Raw genomic sequence first — 15,986 nt, 5'->3', positions numbered from 1 at the left:
TTAAAATTGTTTAGTTAATTTTAATGGCTTAGGTGATATTATCTTTGTTAATTTGATTTTATATTTATGAATTATTAATGTTGATAGATATTACTTACATGTAAGTAATATGCTTTGGTCAGATTTTTTTTAGAATATCTTCAAAAATGTTCTGATTATCGAATACATTTTTACGTTATGTATAAAAGTATTATTTTTTCATACACATCACTAAGTGAAACCTCATTATCAACTACTTTTGATAAATTATCATGATGAAAAAATATGTTGTGATGAAATAGCTCAAAGTGATTTCTTATTAAAGGTTTTTTATTCACTACCGTTTAAGATATTACTTTGGGTTTTTATTTTATTTAATTTCTCGAAATAGTTTCGAAATTAAAATTGTTATATATATTTAATAGCATTACATTTTTAAAAGTAAAATAAAACATAATTTATATTTTTAACTAATATAAATTAATATATGATATTCATTATTAACAATGAAATATTTTGTAATAATTGTTTAACTTAAATTGACAAAGTTCACTGTATATAATAGTTAAATAAAAAATACAAGATATAAAAATTTGAATTATAGGAGGTTTTTTATGAAAACTATTAATAGTAATGAAAAAAATAAGATTATAAATTTTTTAGAATTTTTATTTTCTTTTTTCACTATAATTTGTTCTAATAGTGTTTACTTTAGTGGTAAAACAAAGATTATTTGGCTGTTTTTAGGCTTTATTTTAGTTGTTATTTATTTTAATATAAATAATTATTTTAATATAAATAACTATCATAATATAAAAATGATTTTTATTTCAGCTTTTTTTTATTTAATATATGTCTTTATATTTATTTTAGGTAGTTTGTCTATATCATCATTAAATGTACCAATGATCATATCTTCATTTTTAACACCTTTATTACTCTTTATTATAATTTATTGTTCTTATTATAATAATTCAAGTAATATTATTTTGTATATAAAAAATATAATATTATTTTTGGCTCTGTTTTCTTTGGCTTTTTGGTTAATGGAACAGATTGGTATTCCTACAAATATGTCTAAATTAATTTATTGGGGTGGCCCACATTATATTCCTGGATATTGGGGAATACAATATGTTGCTCAAGGTGAAAATTTGTTTTTAGGATTAGATTTATTTAGGAATACTGGTATTTTTGTTGAAGCTCCCATGTATTCATTTGTTCTATGTGTAGGTTTATTATTGAATGTTTTCATTTTTGGCAAAAAATTAATATCAATTAGTACTATATTATTAATTTTAACTATATTTACAACAACTTCTACAACAGGTTTATTATTCATTTTAGCAACTATTGTTATTTATTTTTATATTAATAATAAAAAGGCATCAAAGTACTTAAAGTTAATATCTTTACCATTTATATTATACATTTCATATAGATTAGCTGAAATAATATTTAGCGATAAGCAAAGTGGTAGTGGTATGGGTTCTATTTCTTTAAGAAGTGATGATTTTAATGCTGGTAATTTAGCTTGGCATCAACACTTATTATTTGGTAATGGTATTGGAAATATGGATTCTATTATTATGTATATGGATCCACATAGAATATTTACAGATCAAACAGGTTTTTCAAATGGAATAATGGTAGTACTTGCATTTGGTGGTATTTATTTACTAATAATGTATATTATACCTATATTATTTTCTATGTTCTGTGGTAAAAAAATATTCTTATCTTCTCTATTATTATTCATGCTATTTATATTTACTATTGTTAATGATAGTCCTTTATTTTATACAATCGATGTATACTTTATTGTTATATACTTAAAAAATAAAAATAATAAAGATAGTGCTTATGTATTAAATTGACCTTCACACATCAAAATTTGATGATATTTATGTAACTAGCTGCAATTTTTATTGGTGCTCCTATGTCAATAAATGGCACAAATTTAGTTAGATATCTATCCTAATTCTTTTGGTGTTATACCAATGAATGTAATTTTCTGTTTTCAAAACTAAATCATCAAAACTGGTAAATATGGTTTGAAAGGCAAATTCATGTTTTATAATAGAATGAAATGCTTCCAGTGGACCATTATTATATGGATGTCCCCTTAACGAATATGAATGTTTTATTCATGTCCTTCAAGGATGTGCTCAAAATTAAAACGGCTCTTTGTCAAATGGTACTGATGAACAAAATATTTGAATAAATTGTCTTACATTAAGCTACTGAATTCTTTAAGGATTCAGTAGCTTTTTGGTTATATGTCATTGCAAAATAAGTTCGTGAAAATGACACTAATATTCTTAACCTAAAGTTGAAGAAGTTACGATAGCCGTAGGCTATACGATTTATAGTCTTAACCTTGTTATTCATACCTTCTAATGGACCGTTACTGTAATTATATTTAAAGCTATTAATAATTTCTTCCTTGTGTTTTTTTAGGGTTTTTCGTGCCTTTTTCATTAATTTTGGTAGATTTGGGTATTGTTTATTAGATGTATTAGAATCTAAAAGATCATTTAAGGCTTTTTGATTATGTGACTTTGTAACAATATAATCTAATTCTTGGTAGTATTCATAGGCATCACGTAGTGATGAAGATATTGATAATAATCGATTGACTACTTCTTTGTCAGTTAAAGAAGCCCATTTAAAGTTTCTTCTTGGTTTAAAGTGGGTGTAATCTAATTCGTCTTCTTTTTTGAATAATAGTTTATGAAGACTTTTTAACTGTCGATATTCAGGAGTACCACTACCAAAGTGCTTCATTAATTTGATTCGTTCCTGGTTTAAAGCCACCTTAGCTATATTTACAACATGGAAACGATCAGCAATGATTGCTGCGTTAGGGAATACTCGGTTAATTATTCCCCGATAAGGTGAAAACAAGTCGACTGTAACCGTCCTAACAGCTCTACGAGCTGAACTAGTGTAGCGAATAAAATATGATTCAAGATAACTTCCCTTTCTACTTTGAATAACATCAATTGGTTGTAAGCTATCAGAGTTTATAAACATCATACTCATCCCACTAGGGGCCATTTTATCTGATTTGAAATCATCAAAAGCAATATTTTTAGGTAAATAATGATAGCCAATTTTATGATAAGCAGATAGTTTCTTAGCCTGTCTCATCACAGTATTAGCTGATATTTCATAGCGTTTAGCAATGTCTTTTACACTTGATGAAGTACCATAGTCTAAAGCTGCATTAACTTTGACTAATCGTAAAATATGATCGGATTTGTTGATATCATTTAAACTAGCAATAGCAGTATTTTTGCATAATTTACAAATATATTTTTGCTTTTTTATGTTGATAATTGCTAATCCTACAGCCGTAACAGGGCCTTTATGACTAACTTTTTTAAACCCATTTTTATTCATTAAGATACCACATTTATCACAATTTTTTGAGTAAGTTAATTTTAAATTCCAAATAGCTTTAGTAGTTCCATTTGATTTAACAATTTTGTATTTTTCTGTGGTATCATCATAACTGATGTTTGGGTCACTGATTCCAAACATCTGCATTGTTATATCATTGTTCATAGCAATTAAACTCCTTTGGGGTTATGAGTGTATTAGGGGGCAACCTAGTACGCTCTTTTTATTTTGTTATTTATTAATAAATTGTACTAAAAAAGTACTAATAGATTCACGTAGTGAATTCCATCAGTACCAAAAAGTATAGAGCCATTAAAACTAGTATATTGACTTCCCATGTCGGAATGTAAATATGCTGGTTTTTTATTTTTCTTTTGGGCTTCAATTAAGGTATAACATACTAATTCACTAGTCATATTCTTAGAAACTTTTTTAGCTAAGATTTTAGAAGATTGATCATCAAAAATGGTGCTTAAGTAAACCCAGTTACCGTTTTCTAATTTCAAATAAGTAATATCAGCACGCCAAATAGAGTCACCTTTTAGGTTTTTGATTAAGTTAGGGCTTTGTTCGTATTAAACATGTGTTCCTGACTTTTTGAACCGTCTACACATCAATGATTTAATATCTAATTCATTCATCAAACGCTTAATTTTTCTACTACCAAAGGTAAAACCTAACATTTTTAGAGATACTTTTAGTCTTGGAACTACATATGCTTTATAATTTTCAGACCAAATGGTCTTTAAAATCGGTTTAACTTTCTCATCAATCAGTTTACGATTACTTGGAGCATAGCTTATCCAATTATAATAAGTTCTTCTAGGAATTTTAAGCGCTTTTAGGATAGTTGATAAGCGATGACTTTTAGCTAAAAACCGATTAATTATTGGTAAATAAGTTTATCGATTTACTTTCTTCCTAAGATCATCGCGGCTGCTTTTAAAATCTCATTTTCTTCCTTCAAATCATCATTTTCTTTTTTTGAGATTAAGAAAATCATTTTTTGTAATGGGCTTCCCATTTTCTACAGAAATTAATTTTGCATCATTAATCAATTTAGATATTTATGAGAAAGTTACTCCATATTCTTTTGAAATTGAAGACATTGGCCGTTTTTTCATCATTATACAAATCTACAAAGCTTTGCTTGAATTCTATTGAATATCTTTTCGAACGCTTTTTCATATTAAAAAACTCCTATCTGATTATAATTTTACACAAAATGTTTAAGCTTTTGTGTGCCATTTTTCAGTATAGGAGCAGACTTAAAATATATTTATGAGCTAATAAGTAGATAAGTAAATATAAAAGCAAAAACCGTAACTATTTTATTATTAGTCTATGATACTATAGTGATATATTAAAGGTGAAAATGTGTTCTTTAAATATAAATTATCAAGGAGGATTGAAATAATGGACGAATATGTTTACGCTGGAGAAGCTCTAGAAACATGGGGATATAAAAATTCAAATAAAGTTGATTTTAAAAGGGACATGTGGAATAATTATACATTTTATAATAGAAGTGCTTATGAAAATTTAATACATCCATTTACAAACATAGCTTTTTTTATCGTACAAAAGGGTATGTATAATTTTTCTATATTATACTCTCATGAAATAAATTGTGGAGAATATAAATCTTCTCCTTTTGGTAATTTTAATAATTTGACGTTGGTTAATCGTGATTTTCTTGAAAAAGGAAAAACAGAAATTGGAATTGCTAGAGTGATTAATTTTGATAGCAATATGGTTGCAAATTGTTCTAATCCTGATTCAGAAATGCTAAATTTCATTGAAAATATAAAAGATGCAATGAATGAGAATAAATCTATTAGTGTTTCACCCGAACCATATATAATAGAAGTATTGATTAATAATTATGATTTTCATCCACATAAGGTTAAGTTAATTAAATGTTTAATGAATTTTTATAATGTTTTTGGATTTAATAAATCAAAAAAAGATGTTGAAAAAATAGTCGATGATTATGAGAAAATGCAAGAAGATATACAAAATTCTTTTAGAGACTATTTAAATCAATTATATGCTTTAACATATTACGCCTGTTATATTAGATTATTTTATAAAAATAAAGGTATACAATATAAAATAATGAAATTATTGAATTTTATTAGTGAGAATAAGTTAAAAATTGATAATAATATTTTTTATTTATTAAGTCTATTAGCAATTAATGATAAAAAAACAACTTTAATATTTTCTCATCTCGTCCAATTAAGCGCAAACGAAGAAAAAATAATTAAAGGAATTGATGGTATGGCTTTAGATCTTTTTCATCTAAGATTTATTCAATACAAAATTGCTCAAGATTTTAACAATAAAGAAAATTGTGTAAAATTGCATGAGTTTGCTACTAGAGATGAGGGTTTAAATAATTTAATTAATGGAAATAAATTGACAAGGTTTGCAATTATTAAAAATCAAATAAATTATGGTAATTCATTTATTCCTCATTTTGAGAATTCCGTTTTAGATTTATTGAATGGTAAAAATCGGGAGAATGCTCTTAAGTTATTTAATAATAATCGTGATTCTTTAGATTTAATAAACCAAAATACAATTTCTTCAAAAGAATTAAATAATTTAGTAATTAATGAAAAAGAAAATTTTATAAAAGAGTTAAGAAAAAATAACCATAAGTAGTTAATATCAAAAATTCATTTGTTAAACTCTAGTTATTTAAAGTTCAATAATTGAACAATGGTTTTAATCAATTTTGTATAAATTTGTATATTCCTTGTTATTTTTTCATACTCAAATTCAGCAATTATGGTATATTCAAAATGTTATAAAATAACGAAACTACTTTTTTAGGCTCTTTGTCAATGGTACTGATGATTAAAAATTATTTATAGATTATTTTTGATTGTACTAAAAAAGTACTAACAACATTCATATATTGAATACTGTTAGTACCAAAGAGTAACTCTTAATATTTAGCTTAACCTTTACCGCCTTGGAATGAAGGGTAGAGGGTCATACCACCATCAACATATAGAGATACACCAGTGATGTAACTAGCTTGATCAGAAGCCAAGAATGCGGCTGCAGCAGCAACTTCTTCTGGCTTACCAATCCGACCCATAGGAACCATTGCTACAGTTTCAGCATAAGTTTCTGGATCAGCGAATTTCTTAGCATTGATTGGAGTATTGATTGCTCCCGGACAAATTTGGTTAATTCGAACGTTTTGCTTAGCGTATTCCATTGCAGTAGTTTCAGTGAATAATTTAACTCCACCTTTACTTGAAGCATAACTAGCAAAGTTAGGCCATGGAATTTGTTGGTGAACTGATGAAGTGTTAACGATGGCACCTTGTTTCTTGTTAGCTAACCAGTAGTTAAGGGCTGCCTTAGTACCTAAGAAAGTACCAGTAAGGTTAACTGAAATAACTTGGTTCCAGTCGTCTAATGGAATTTCATTAGTAGGACAGTGTTTTTCCATTCCAGCGTTATTGAAGAATACGTCTAAACCACCAAATGCATCAACGGCAGTTTGTACTAATTTGTTAGCACTATCTTCGTCACTAATGTCACCTTGTTCGATAACGGCTTTACCACCATTTTGTTCAACAATGGCTTTAGTTGCGTTAGCAGCATCAACGTTCTTGTGGTAGTTGATAACGACATTCATGCGTTCTTGGCCAAGTCGAGCAGCAATTGCTGCACCAATCCCAGAGTCTCCTCCAGTGATAACGGCTGTTTTACCTTCTAAATCTTTATACATAACCATTTATAATTACCTCTTTCATTAGTTGTTCATAAATAACTTTAGCATATTTAGCAAGATAGTTTTAGTGATTTGCATTCAAAAAATAAGTTGTAAAAAAATAAATTGCAAGCAATCTATTTTGTAATTCGACCTAATGGTGTTACTATATTGGTAAAGAAAGAAAAGAGGAGATTATCATGAAACTAACAATTACAAATGATGCCATGGCATACCTTGAAAAACGCTTACCAGATGCAAAATACTTTATTTTGACTGCCGATGATGGTTCTAACCAATATTCAAAGGGTGGGGGCGCATGTACCGTTGGTGATACTTTCCAAGTAGTTGGAGTTAAAACTTTGGAAGCTCCCTATGATAAAGAACTTGAAACTAATCAAAGTGTTCCTTTCTACACGAGTAAGAACGACGAAACTTTCTTTGATGCTGGTATGAAACTTGACTTCAAGAATAACTGGCTTCAATTAAAGACTAATAACGAAATTTTAGATGGACAAGTTACCACTAATGATTTCACTAAACCTGTTAAAGACGAAGGTATGGGCGAAATTAAAGGTTGCTAATCTAAGCTAACTCTCAGGGAATTAATCATTATGATTAGTTCTCTTTTTTTTGCATAAAAAAGAAGCCACACAGTGTGTGACTTCAAAATTAATGTTTAATTAGATTACCATCTTAAGATAGCAGCAACTTTTGCATCGCTAGGCATATCTGTAGCAGGAAGCACAGTAACATCACCATCTAAACCTAATACAGTAAGAGCTAAAGTATTAAGTTCGTTGGCTGGACGTGAACCTTCAGTGTTAACTTCAACAGTTTCACCGTTGTCCTTGCTTTGAACGTAAGCATCATCTTGAATAATCAAGTTAGCAATACGGTCTTCTTCAGCAGCTTTAACGATTTCGTCAAAGTTATCAGTTGCTTTTTTAGCACCTAACATGTCGCTGTATTTACCTTTAACTGATTTTTCACCATCAGCAACGAATTGGTCATGAATTTGTTGAGCAACTTCTTGAGCGTTTTCACCGGCATTTTTAACCGCAGCATCAATTTCAACAGCCTTATCTTGAACCAAGTAAGGGTTGTGTGAAGCTTTTTCAAAGCGACCAGCATCTTCAGCATTAGCAACTAGTACTAGTGGGTTGTGGTCAACGTTTGAGTAACGTTTTTGTACGTACTTGTCAACTTCTTCAAAGTAGTCATGAGTATCAAATTCAGGACCATTTTTCTTAGGATCGTGAATTGTGTTAGTTTCTGTCTTGTCACTGTTAAATGGATCTGCAGGAACGTTGTCAGGATCAGTAACATCTAAGTCTTTAACGTTGTAAAGCTTGTATGAGTCACGTTGTAAGAATAACATGTCAAAGTTAGGAACAAATTGTAATTGTTTTACAACTGGTAAAACTTGTAATTTGTCACTAAATGAGAATGATGGTTGTGGAGCGTAGTTTAATTTGTAAGCTACTAATGAATCGTTAGTTACGTAAAGTACTACACCCTTAGCGATTGAGGCGTTAGGTTTGAGTGTCTTTAAGTAGTTTTTGATTTGGAATTCGTAGGCATTCCATAATTCTGGTTTGTAAACTTTTTGGAAAGCATCTTTAGCTGAATCTACTAAGCTATCAGTTTGAATTTTGTCTAATCTAGTGTCATCTAGTTTAGGGTCTAAAGGAATAGTAATAGTTACAACTGGACCGCTTTGTGCTTCTAAGTCCAATAAGTTTTTAATTTGACCTTTTTGATCGTGTCTTGACATGGTATAAAATCCTCCAATATATATTGTTATCAATCTCTATCATACACCAATTTTAAATTGTTCGTTAGTCTTAGAGCTCATCTTTCACCATCTTTTTCAATAAATTGTTCGCAAAAACGAAGAAAATGATGATGATGACAATTAAAATGACTAAATGTTGCCAATCAGCTTTAAAAATAGCATTTCCACCTAAAGCATACACTAGTGAAATCGGAAATGGTCCTAGGAAAGCCGTCATGAAGATAATCCGCTTATTGTATTTTTTTTCATCTTGATTAGCCTGCATGCTAACTAGATAAGAAGGAATGATAGGAAGCGAATAACCAATCATTAATGACATAAGCGGGTTTTTCGCGTTTTTAAAGTGCACGGTAAACCGGTTATTTTTATAGGTTTTTTGTAAATCTTTTTTGAGATAACCAATGAAATTAATGGCAGCGATATTTCCTAGGCCAATCGAAAATGTATTAATTAAGGTTCCCCAGAGTGGGCCAAAACAAATTCCGGTAATAATTCCAATTGGAACAATCGGAATTCCTGGGATAATCGTCGCGAGATACAACAAAATCATCACAATCACGACATCAATTAAACCATGTTCCCGAATTTGGTCGATGGCAATTCCCCGTTCTTTAGGGTTAAACATCATTTCAATTTGGGGTTGATAATCTTTGAATAAAAGATAGAGAAAGAGCAATCCAAATGAAAGGGCGACGATTTTAAAGACTTTTAGTTTATTGAGTTTCATAAATTTTCCTTATCGTGTTTTACGCCAATTATATAACAAAAAAGACATAACCAAAACTGGTTATGTCTTTCAGTACTGAAACTAATTATTTAGTTGCTTTTTTGTTAGCTTCAATTTTGATGGTATCGTTCTTGTGATCAAGAACGGCCTTAATGTTCTTAATGTCTTGGTGATCCAAGTAGAACATTGCAATCTTATCACGTAATTGTTGTTCAATGACACGACGGAGTGGACGAGCACCCATGGCTTCATCGTAACCTTGTTCCATCAACCAGTTTTTAACTTCATCACTGATTTCAAGTTTCATGTCTTTCTTAGCTAAAGTATCGTTCAAGTTATCAATCATAAGATCAACAATCTTGCTTAGATCAGGTTTAGTTAAGTGACTGAATTCAACGATGGCGTTGAAACGGTTCAAGAATTCTGGTCTGAAGAATGGTGCTAAACGATCCATAATCTTCATGTCTTCTTTTTGGTTCTTAGTAAGAGCATCGTTACCAAAACCGGCATTTGAAGTAGCAATGATTACGGTGTTCTTAAAGTTAACCACGTTACCTTGACCGTCAGTTAAACGACCATCATCCATTACTTGTAGTAATAGAGTGATAACTTGTGGGTTAGCTTTTTCAATTTCATCAAGTAAGACGATTGAGTAAGGATTTCTTCTTACACGTTCAGTAAGGGTATTACCGTTATCGTTGTAACCAACGTAACCAGCAGTAGCACCGATCATCTTTGAAACAGCAGTTTCATCTTGGTATTCTGACATATCAAGACGGATGATTGAGTCTTCATTGTTAAACATGTCTTTAGCTAATTGTTTAACTAATTCAGTTTTACCAACCCCAGTAGGTCCAACGAATAGGAATGAACCAATTGGACGGTTACCGTCATCAAAACCAGCACGGTTACGACGAATGGCATCAACTACAGCGTCAACGGCTTCGTCTTGACCAATAATGTGTGATTTCAAACGACTGTCCATGCTCTTCAAACGTTCCATGTCATCAGTACTCATTTGTGATACTGGAATACCAGTCAAACGTTCTACTGAAGATGCGATGTCTGATGGAGTTGCAACTGGAACTTCACTGTCGTTAGTTTCACTGTTAAGTTTCTTTTCGATTTCAGCAATTCTTGCTTTATCTTTAGCAGCTTCTTCGAATTTTTCAGCCTTAGCATGAGCAGCTTTTTGAGCTTTAGCAGCTTTAAGGTCTTTTTCAAGACTAACCTTGTCAGTAACAGGGTGTTTGGCAGCTAAGTGAGCAGCAGTCATATCGATAAGGTCGATTGCTTTATCAGGTAATGATCTTTGAGGAATGTATTGTTCTGAGTATTCAATTGCAGCCTTCAAAACATCATCTGGTAATTTAACTTGATGGTGATCTTCGTATGATTTACGAATTCCCTTCAAGATTTCGAAAGTAGTTTCTTTGCTAGGTGCATTAACGACAACATCGTTGAAACGACGTGCTAAAGCAGCGTCTTTCATGATAGTGTTACGGTATTCGTCTTGAGTAGTAGCACCAATTACTGAAAGTTCACCACGTGAAAGGGCTGGTTTCAAGATATCTGATAAACCTTTACCACCAGTTTCATCACCAGAAGCACCAGCACCAACGATTTGGTGAATTTCATCGAAGAAGATAATAACGTTTTTACGTTCTTTAACTTCTTTAACTAATTTTTGAATGTTTTCTTCGTAAGCACCACGGTATTGAGTACCAGCTTCTAATGAAGAAAGGTCAATTGAAATGATTTGTTTGTCTTTGATAGTGGCAGGAACGTCACCTTTGACAATCTTTTGAGCTAAACCTTCAACGATAGCAGTTTTACCGACACCGGCATCACCAACTAAGATTGGGTTATTTTTAATTCGACGACTTAAAATTTCAGCCGTTTCTTGAATTTCTTTATCACGACCAATAACTGGGTCAAGTAAACCTTGTTTTGCTTCATCAGTTAAGTTACGACCGATTTTATCAAGGTAGCTTTCTGCTTGTTGTTGTTGCTTTGCTTGAGCAGGGTTAGCACCGTTATGGCTACCAACTTGACCAGGAATTTGGCCTGTTCTTCTCATCTCTGCGACTTGTTCAGGAGTGAGTTCATGTCCGTTAACTGAGTAACGAGCATTTGCGTCATTTCCCATGTTGTTAAATAAACTGTTGAAAATATCGTCCATTCCGCTTCCGCCGAATGGGTCATTTCCAAAACCATTGTTTGCCATTGTATAATCCCTCTTTCAAGTTATATTAGAATGTTATTATCTAACATTCTGATTATGTAAAGTTGTTTCCAACTTCATTAAATATATTATAAAACTGCTAGCCATAAAATGGGTAGTCATTTGCTCAAATTTAGTCAAAAAAGGTCAAAAGTTAAACTTTTCTTAACAATAAATATAATTAGTGCAAAAGCGATACAATTAAAAAAATATTTAAAAAAATGGCGATGTTTGTTAAAATGTAAACATTACTGAATTAAACAAAGAGGAGTCCAGACTATGGAAGAGAGTCGTGTCCAAAGAGATCGCTATGAAAAGAAACCCAAGAATCATAAAAAGCGAAACATTATCTTATCAATCATTGCAGTGCTTGTCCTAATTATTTTAGGTTTTGGTGCTTATAAATTTGCTGCCATTAAAGGGGCAGTTGATAATTCTTACAAGGATTCAGGTGTAACTAAAGAACGAGATACCTCTAAGTTACTAAGCCAAAAGAAACCCATCTCGATTCTTTTGATGGGAACTGATACTGGTGAACTAGGCCGTACTGATCAGGGAAGAACTGATTCTATGATGGTGATTACCATTAATCCGCAAACTAAGAAGACGTTGATTACTAGTATCCCTCGTGATACCGCCGTTAATATTCCTGGCTTTGGAGATGAAGGAGTGGCTAAAATTAATGCAGCTTTTGCTTATGGTGGAGCCAAAACATCTATCGAAACCGTCCAAAAGATGCTTAATATTCCAATCGATTTTTATGCAGTGATTAACATGCATGGGTTGGAACAAATCATTAACCAAATCGGGGGAGTGACGATTAAGCCACTTTTGAGTTTTGACTACGAAGGTTACCATTTTACTAAGGGTGAAGCTACTCACATGAACGGGAAAAAAGCCCTTGCTTATACGCGGATGAGATACGATGATCCCGAAAATGATTACGGTCGAGAAAAACGGCAACGTCAAGTGTTAGAAGAGGTTGCTAAGGATAGTGGCTCGGTTGACGCACTATTAAATGCTGGCTTTATTAACTCATTATCTAAATCAACGCAAACTGATATGACATTTGGCGATTTGACATCAATTGCCAAAGGATATCTTGGCGCTCGGGATAATATGGATAACACTTATGTTCAAGGACAAAGTGGTAAAGAAATTAATGATGCCATTATGCAAGTAACTCCAGAATCAGAACTACAAAATACGACGAACCAAATTAGAAACAACTTAGGCTTACCAGCTGCCCAAACTGGAGAAATTGCGGTCAATAACTAATCGTTTAGGAGACAAGAGTTGGAATATAATCTTCTACAATTTTTTGAATTTAAAGTAAATATGTTTTTAAACAACACCATAATGCTTATTTTTATTAGTTTATCAATCTTGCTTTTTATTGGACTACTTTTTTATTTTGATTTTAAACAAAATGGTGACGAATTTTTATCATTTAAAATTAAAAAGTTATCACGTACAGATGTTTTTTTACTGATTTTACCAATTTTATTTTTATCTGGTTTAATATGTGTAAAAAATATAGTTATTCAAGCTAGTCCACCACAGGCAGTTGTTGAGAGTGGAAAATTTAAAATAACAAAAAATGTAAAAATACTACATGTTGATAAAGAAACCGGGAAAGCTAAGGTCGTGGTAAATGGGCAAAAAAATAATGATAATTTCATTATAAACATCTATAACGAAGGATCAGAAAAAAATAAATCTTCATTAAAGTATAATTCAAAAAGTAAAATTCCCCATAAAGGGGAATTGATTACCGTTAAGTCCCCAATGTATGAATGGAAGTTTAGGAATCATTATAATTTTGAATATGATGATTTTGCAAAAAAACAATTTCATATTTTAAACAGTGGTAAAGTAAATGGATATGTTTTGCTACCTGAAAAGTGAAAGGGTGTTTAGTTATTTTAAATTTAAATAAAATTCAAAATAATCAACAAAAAATTGGTAAGATACTATTTTTGCTTTCATTTGTGATATTTATAATTAGTAGTAATTTGAGATTAACCATGTTTCCAATGCAATATCATATATTTGTTCCTATATGTGTTTTGTTAGAATATATTGGAATCTGTTTATGCATTTTTAAAATTGTTGCTTTTAATGGTTTTTCGATTAAAAAATGTGTCTTTTTGCTTTTAATAGGTATCTTGTTGGCTTTTTCTGCAAAAATAGCACGATCACATGATGTATTAAATTCATACATTTTAGTTTGCGGTTCATATAATGTTAATCTTAAAAGTATTTTTAAAACTAGTTTTTGGTCAATGCTAAGTATACTAATTATTACGATTTCTTCATCATTATTAGGTATACTACTTAATTTAGCTTATTTCAGAAATGGAATTTTTAGATATTCGCTCGGAGAAAGTTATCCAACTGTTTTATCTTCCATAGTTTTTTTTATTGGTGTTTCTTTCGTTTGCTGGCATATTGGTAGTTATAATAAGAAATTCATTTCTATCACTTGTATTTCTATTTTGGCAATTGGATTTCTACTTTATATAATTACAAATACAAGAAATGATTTGTTTTGTTCTATTGCATTAGCAATTGTTTCATGTTGGAGATACTATGAAAAAATTATGAAAAATTGTTTTTTTAAGATTGTTTTGATTTTAATTCCAACAATCACATTTCTGTGGACAATTTTATCAGCATACTTATATAATCCATCTAGTAAGATTTGGCATATTTTAAACGAGATATTTAGTAACCGTCTTATGTACGTTTCTCTTGCAACTCATCGTTTTTCTTTGAAACTTTTTGGTCAGTATATAGAACAACAAGGAAATGGATCAACTTTAACTCAGGTCACTAATTACTTTTTTATTGATTCTTCATTTTCTAGAGTTTTATTAATGAACGGATTAATTTCTTTTGTATTTATATATATAATATGTCAGTTATCTTTTATAAGAATAATGAAAAGTAATAACTCTCTTAATACTGCAATATTACTAGTTTTTGTTGTTACCATGATTGAAGGTACATTTTCTACGTTGTTTATAATAGCTGGATTTAATGCTACACTTTTTATAACTAATGTTTTAATCAATGGAAAACCATTATACTATGATAAAAAAATACAAATGAATTAAAAGTATTTTTTATTAACTATAAATAAATGCTATTTAATTATTATTTAAGAAAAGGAATTAAATTATGAAAAAAAATACGGCTGTCATTTTAGTAACATTTAATAGATTATCTTTGTTGAAAAAATCAATCAGCAAGCTTTTAAATCAAACGAAAAAGATTGAAAAAATTTTTATTATTAATAATAAAAGTACAGATGGAACAGAGGAATATTTAAATGGTTACCACGATGATAATCGTTTTCAAATTATCAATCTTAAAGAAAATGTTGGTGGAGCAGGTGGGTTTAGCTATGGATTGAAATTTGCTTACTTAAATGGGCCATACGATTTTTATTGGATTATGGATGATGATACTTTACCAGAGCCAGATGCTCTAGAAAAATTATTAATGGTTAATGAAAATGTCGATGCAGGTGTGCTAGCTAGTAATGTTTTATGGCGTGATACAGATATTCCAGCAATAATGAATATTCCTGAGGCATCAAAGGATTGGACAGATGGATCTTTGAAAAGTATTTATAAGATTAATAACTCATCATTTGTTTCTATGCTAGTTTCTAATAAGGCTATAGAGAGACTTGGATTACCTATAAAGGAGTTTTTCATTTGGGGTGACGATAAAGAATATTCTAGTAGAATAATCAAAAAAATGGGTGGATATTTTGTTCCTGAAAGTATTGTAAGACATCAAACTAAAACTAATACAACTGTTGATATAATTAATGAACCAAATGAAAATAGAATTAATCGATATTTTTATGCAGAAAGAAATGAATTATATATTGCCAAAAGAGATGGTGTCAAAGCAGTATTAAAAAATGAATTTAGTTATATTTTATTAATCTTTAAAATATGTATATTAAAATCTGATTTAAAATTAAAAAAATTAAAAACTATTATTAAAGGTCATTTTTCAGGATGGTTTTTTAAACCTAAAGTTGAGAGTGTAAATAAAAAGCAATAATTTTGATTTTGCATATTTAATAGATAAATATAGT

The 15,986-nt window shown here is 30.3% G+C and carries 13 protein-coding genes and 1 pseudogene; 7 read left to right on the top strand and 7 right to left on the bottom strand.

Annotation, left to right across the window (positions count from 1 at the left end):
- Nucleotides 1-593 precede the first annotated feature (593 nt).
- Entirely contained in the window at nt 594-1,856 is a 1,263-nt protein-coding gene (locus ACEPSS_RS01385; protein ID WP_395319503.1) for a hypothetical protein, read from the top strand.
- An 87-nt stretch (nt 1,857-1,943) separates the two neighbouring features.
- On the opposite strand, the pseudogene ACEPSS_RS01380 reads toward ACEPSS_RS01385, so the two are convergent.
- The 3 genes and pseudogenes from ACEPSS_RS01380 to ACEPSS_RS01370 form a co-directional block, all read right to left on the bottom strand.
- A pseudogene (locus tag ACEPSS_RS01380) lies at nt 1,944-2,126 on the bottom strand (integrase core domain-containing protein); the annotation flags it as partial.
- Between the two features lie 88 nt (nt 2,127-2,214).
- Nucleotides 2,215-3,549, bottom strand: coding sequence for an ISL3 family transposase (locus ACEPSS_RS01375; protein WP_395319501.1), 1,335 nt, complete (start codon nt 3,547-3,549; stop codon nt 2,215-2,217).
- Nucleotides 3,550-3,635: 86 nt separating this feature from the next.
- Nucleotides 3,636-3,914: a DDE-type integrase/transposase/recombinase gene (locus ACEPSS_RS01370; protein WP_395320447.1), complete on the bottom strand. Its 279-nt coding sequence runs from the start codon at nt 3,912-3,914 to the stop codon at nt 3,636-3,638.
- Between the two features lie 886 nt (nt 3,915-4,800).
- Between ACEPSS_RS01370 and ACEPSS_RS01365 the strand changes: the two genes are divergently transcribed.
- Nucleotides 4,801-6,054, top strand: a complete 1,254-nt coding sequence (locus tag ACEPSS_RS01365) for a hypothetical protein (protein WP_395319499.1) — start codon at nt 4,801-4,803, stop codon at nt 6,052-6,054.
- A gap of 298 nt (nt 6,055-6,352) precedes the next feature.
- Here the strand turns inward: ACEPSS_RS01365 and ACEPSS_RS01360 are convergent, their stop codons facing one another.
- Nucleotides 6,353-7,138, bottom strand: a complete 786-nt coding sequence (locus tag ACEPSS_RS01360; RefSeq protein WP_395320445.1) for a glucose 1-dehydrogenase — start codon at nt 7,136-7,138, stop codon at nt 6,353-6,355.
- Nucleotides 7,139-7,320: 182 nt separating this feature from the next.
- Between ACEPSS_RS01360 and ACEPSS_RS01355 the strand changes: the two genes are divergently transcribed.
- Entirely contained in the window at nt 7,321-7,704 is a 384-nt protein-coding gene (locus ACEPSS_RS01355; RefSeq protein ID WP_395319497.1) for an iron-sulfur cluster biosynthesis family protein, read from the top strand.
- A gap of 104 nt (nt 7,705-7,808) precedes the next feature.
- On the opposite strand, the gene ACEPSS_RS01350 is transcribed toward ACEPSS_RS01355, so the two are convergent.
- The 3 genes from ACEPSS_RS01350 to ACEPSS_RS01340 form a co-directional block, all read right to left on the bottom strand.
- Complete coding sequence (locus ACEPSS_RS01350) at nt 7,809-8,897, bottom strand: hypothetical protein (RefSeq protein ID WP_395319495.1); 1,089 nt, start codon at nt 8,895-8,897, stop codon at nt 7,809-7,811.
- A gap of 70 nt (nt 8,898-8,967) precedes the next feature.
- Entirely contained in the window at nt 8,968-9,645 is a 678-nt protein-coding gene (locus ACEPSS_RS01345; RefSeq protein WP_395319493.1) for a hypothetical protein, read from the bottom strand.
- An 85-nt stretch (nt 9,646-9,730) separates the two neighbouring features.
- Nucleotides 9,731-11,872, bottom strand: a complete 2,142-nt coding sequence (locus ACEPSS_RS01340; protein ID WP_395319492.1) for an ATP-dependent Clp protease ATP-binding subunit — start codon at nt 11,870-11,872, stop codon at nt 9,731-9,733.
- 276 nt (nt 11,873-12,148) lie between these two features.
- Between ACEPSS_RS01340 and ACEPSS_RS01335 the strand changes: the two genes are divergently transcribed.
- The 4 genes from ACEPSS_RS01335 (at nt 12,149) to ACEPSS_RS01320 (ending at nt 15,952) form a co-directional block, all read left to right on the top strand.
- Complete coding sequence (locus tag ACEPSS_RS01335) at nt 12,149-13,147, top strand: LCP family protein (RefSeq protein ID WP_395319490.1); 999 nt, start codon at nt 12,149-12,151, stop codon at nt 13,145-13,147.
- 18 nt (nt 13,148-13,165) lie between these two features.
- Nucleotides 13,166-13,777 carry a hypothetical protein gene (locus ACEPSS_RS01330; protein WP_395319488.1) on the top strand — a complete coding sequence of 204 codons (612 nt, stop codon included), beginning with the start codon at nt 13,166-13,168 and terminating at the stop codon, nt 13,775-13,777.
- A gap of 119 nt (nt 13,778-13,896) precedes the next feature.
- Nucleotides 13,897-14,988, top strand: a complete 1,092-nt coding sequence (locus ACEPSS_RS01325; RefSeq protein ID WP_395319486.1) for a hypothetical protein — start codon at nt 13,897-13,899, stop codon at nt 14,986-14,988.
- A gap of 64 nt (nt 14,989-15,052) precedes the next feature.
- Nucleotides 15,053-15,952, top strand: coding sequence for a glycosyltransferase family 2 protein (locus tag ACEPSS_RS01320; RefSeq protein WP_395319484.1), 900 nt, complete (start codon nt 15,053-15,055; stop codon nt 15,950-15,952).
- Nucleotides 15,953-15,986: the final 34 nt, after the last annotated feature.

Origin of the sequence: Fructilactobacillus frigidiflavus (assembly GCF_044054575.1) — a bacterium.
Taxonomy (GTDB): domain Bacteria; phylum Bacillota; class Bacilli; order Lactobacillales; family Lactobacillaceae; genus Fructilactobacillus; species Fructilactobacillus frigidiflavus.
Note: the sequence above shows the minus strand (reverse complement) of the source record. Positions and strands in the feature narration are given on the sequence as shown.

Excerpts from the sequence above, each read along its gene's own strand:
- ACEPSS_RS01320 (WP_395319484.1), top strand. The coding sequence starts at position 15,053 with ATGAAAAAAAATACGGCTGTCATTTTAGTAACATTTAATAGATTATCT.
- ACEPSS_RS01350 (WP_395319495.1), bottom strand. The coding sequence starts at position 8,897 with ATGTCAAGACACGATCAAAAAGGTCAAATTAAAAACTTATTGGACTTA.
- ACEPSS_RS01340 (WP_395319492.1), bottom strand. The coding sequence starts at position 11,872 with ATGGCAAACAATGGTTTTGGAAATGACCCATTCGGCGGAAGCGGAATG.
- ACEPSS_RS01335 (WP_395319490.1), top strand. The coding sequence starts at position 12,149 with ATGGAAGAGAGTCGTGTCCAAAGAGATCGCTATGAAAAGAAACCCAAG.
- ACEPSS_RS01345 (WP_395319493.1), bottom strand. The coding sequence starts at position 9,645 with ATGAAACTCAATAAACTAAAAGTCTTTAAAATCGTCGCCCTTTCATTT.
- ACEPSS_RS01325 (WP_395319486.1), top strand. The coding sequence starts at position 13,897 with ATGTTTCCAATGCAATATCATATATTTGTTCCTATATGTGTTTTGTTA.
- ACEPSS_RS01365 (WP_395319499.1), top strand. The coding sequence starts at position 4,801 with ATGGACGAATATGTTTACGCTGGAGAAGCTCTAGAAACATGGGGATAT.
- ACEPSS_RS01355 (WP_395319497.1), top strand. The coding sequence starts at position 7,321 with ATGAAACTAACAATTACAAATGATGCCATGGCATACCTTGAAAAACGC.
- ACEPSS_RS01360 (WP_395320445.1), bottom strand. The coding sequence starts at position 7,138 with ATGTATAAAGATTTAGAAGGTAAAACAGCCGTTATCACTGGAGGAGAC.
- ACEPSS_RS01385 (WP_395319503.1), top strand. The coding sequence starts at position 594 with ATGAAAACTATTAATAGTAATGAAAAAAATAAGATTATAAATTTTTTA.
- ACEPSS_RS01375 (WP_395319501.1), bottom strand. The coding sequence starts at position 3,549 with ATGAACAATGATATAACAATGCAGATGTTTGGAATCAGTGACCCAAAC.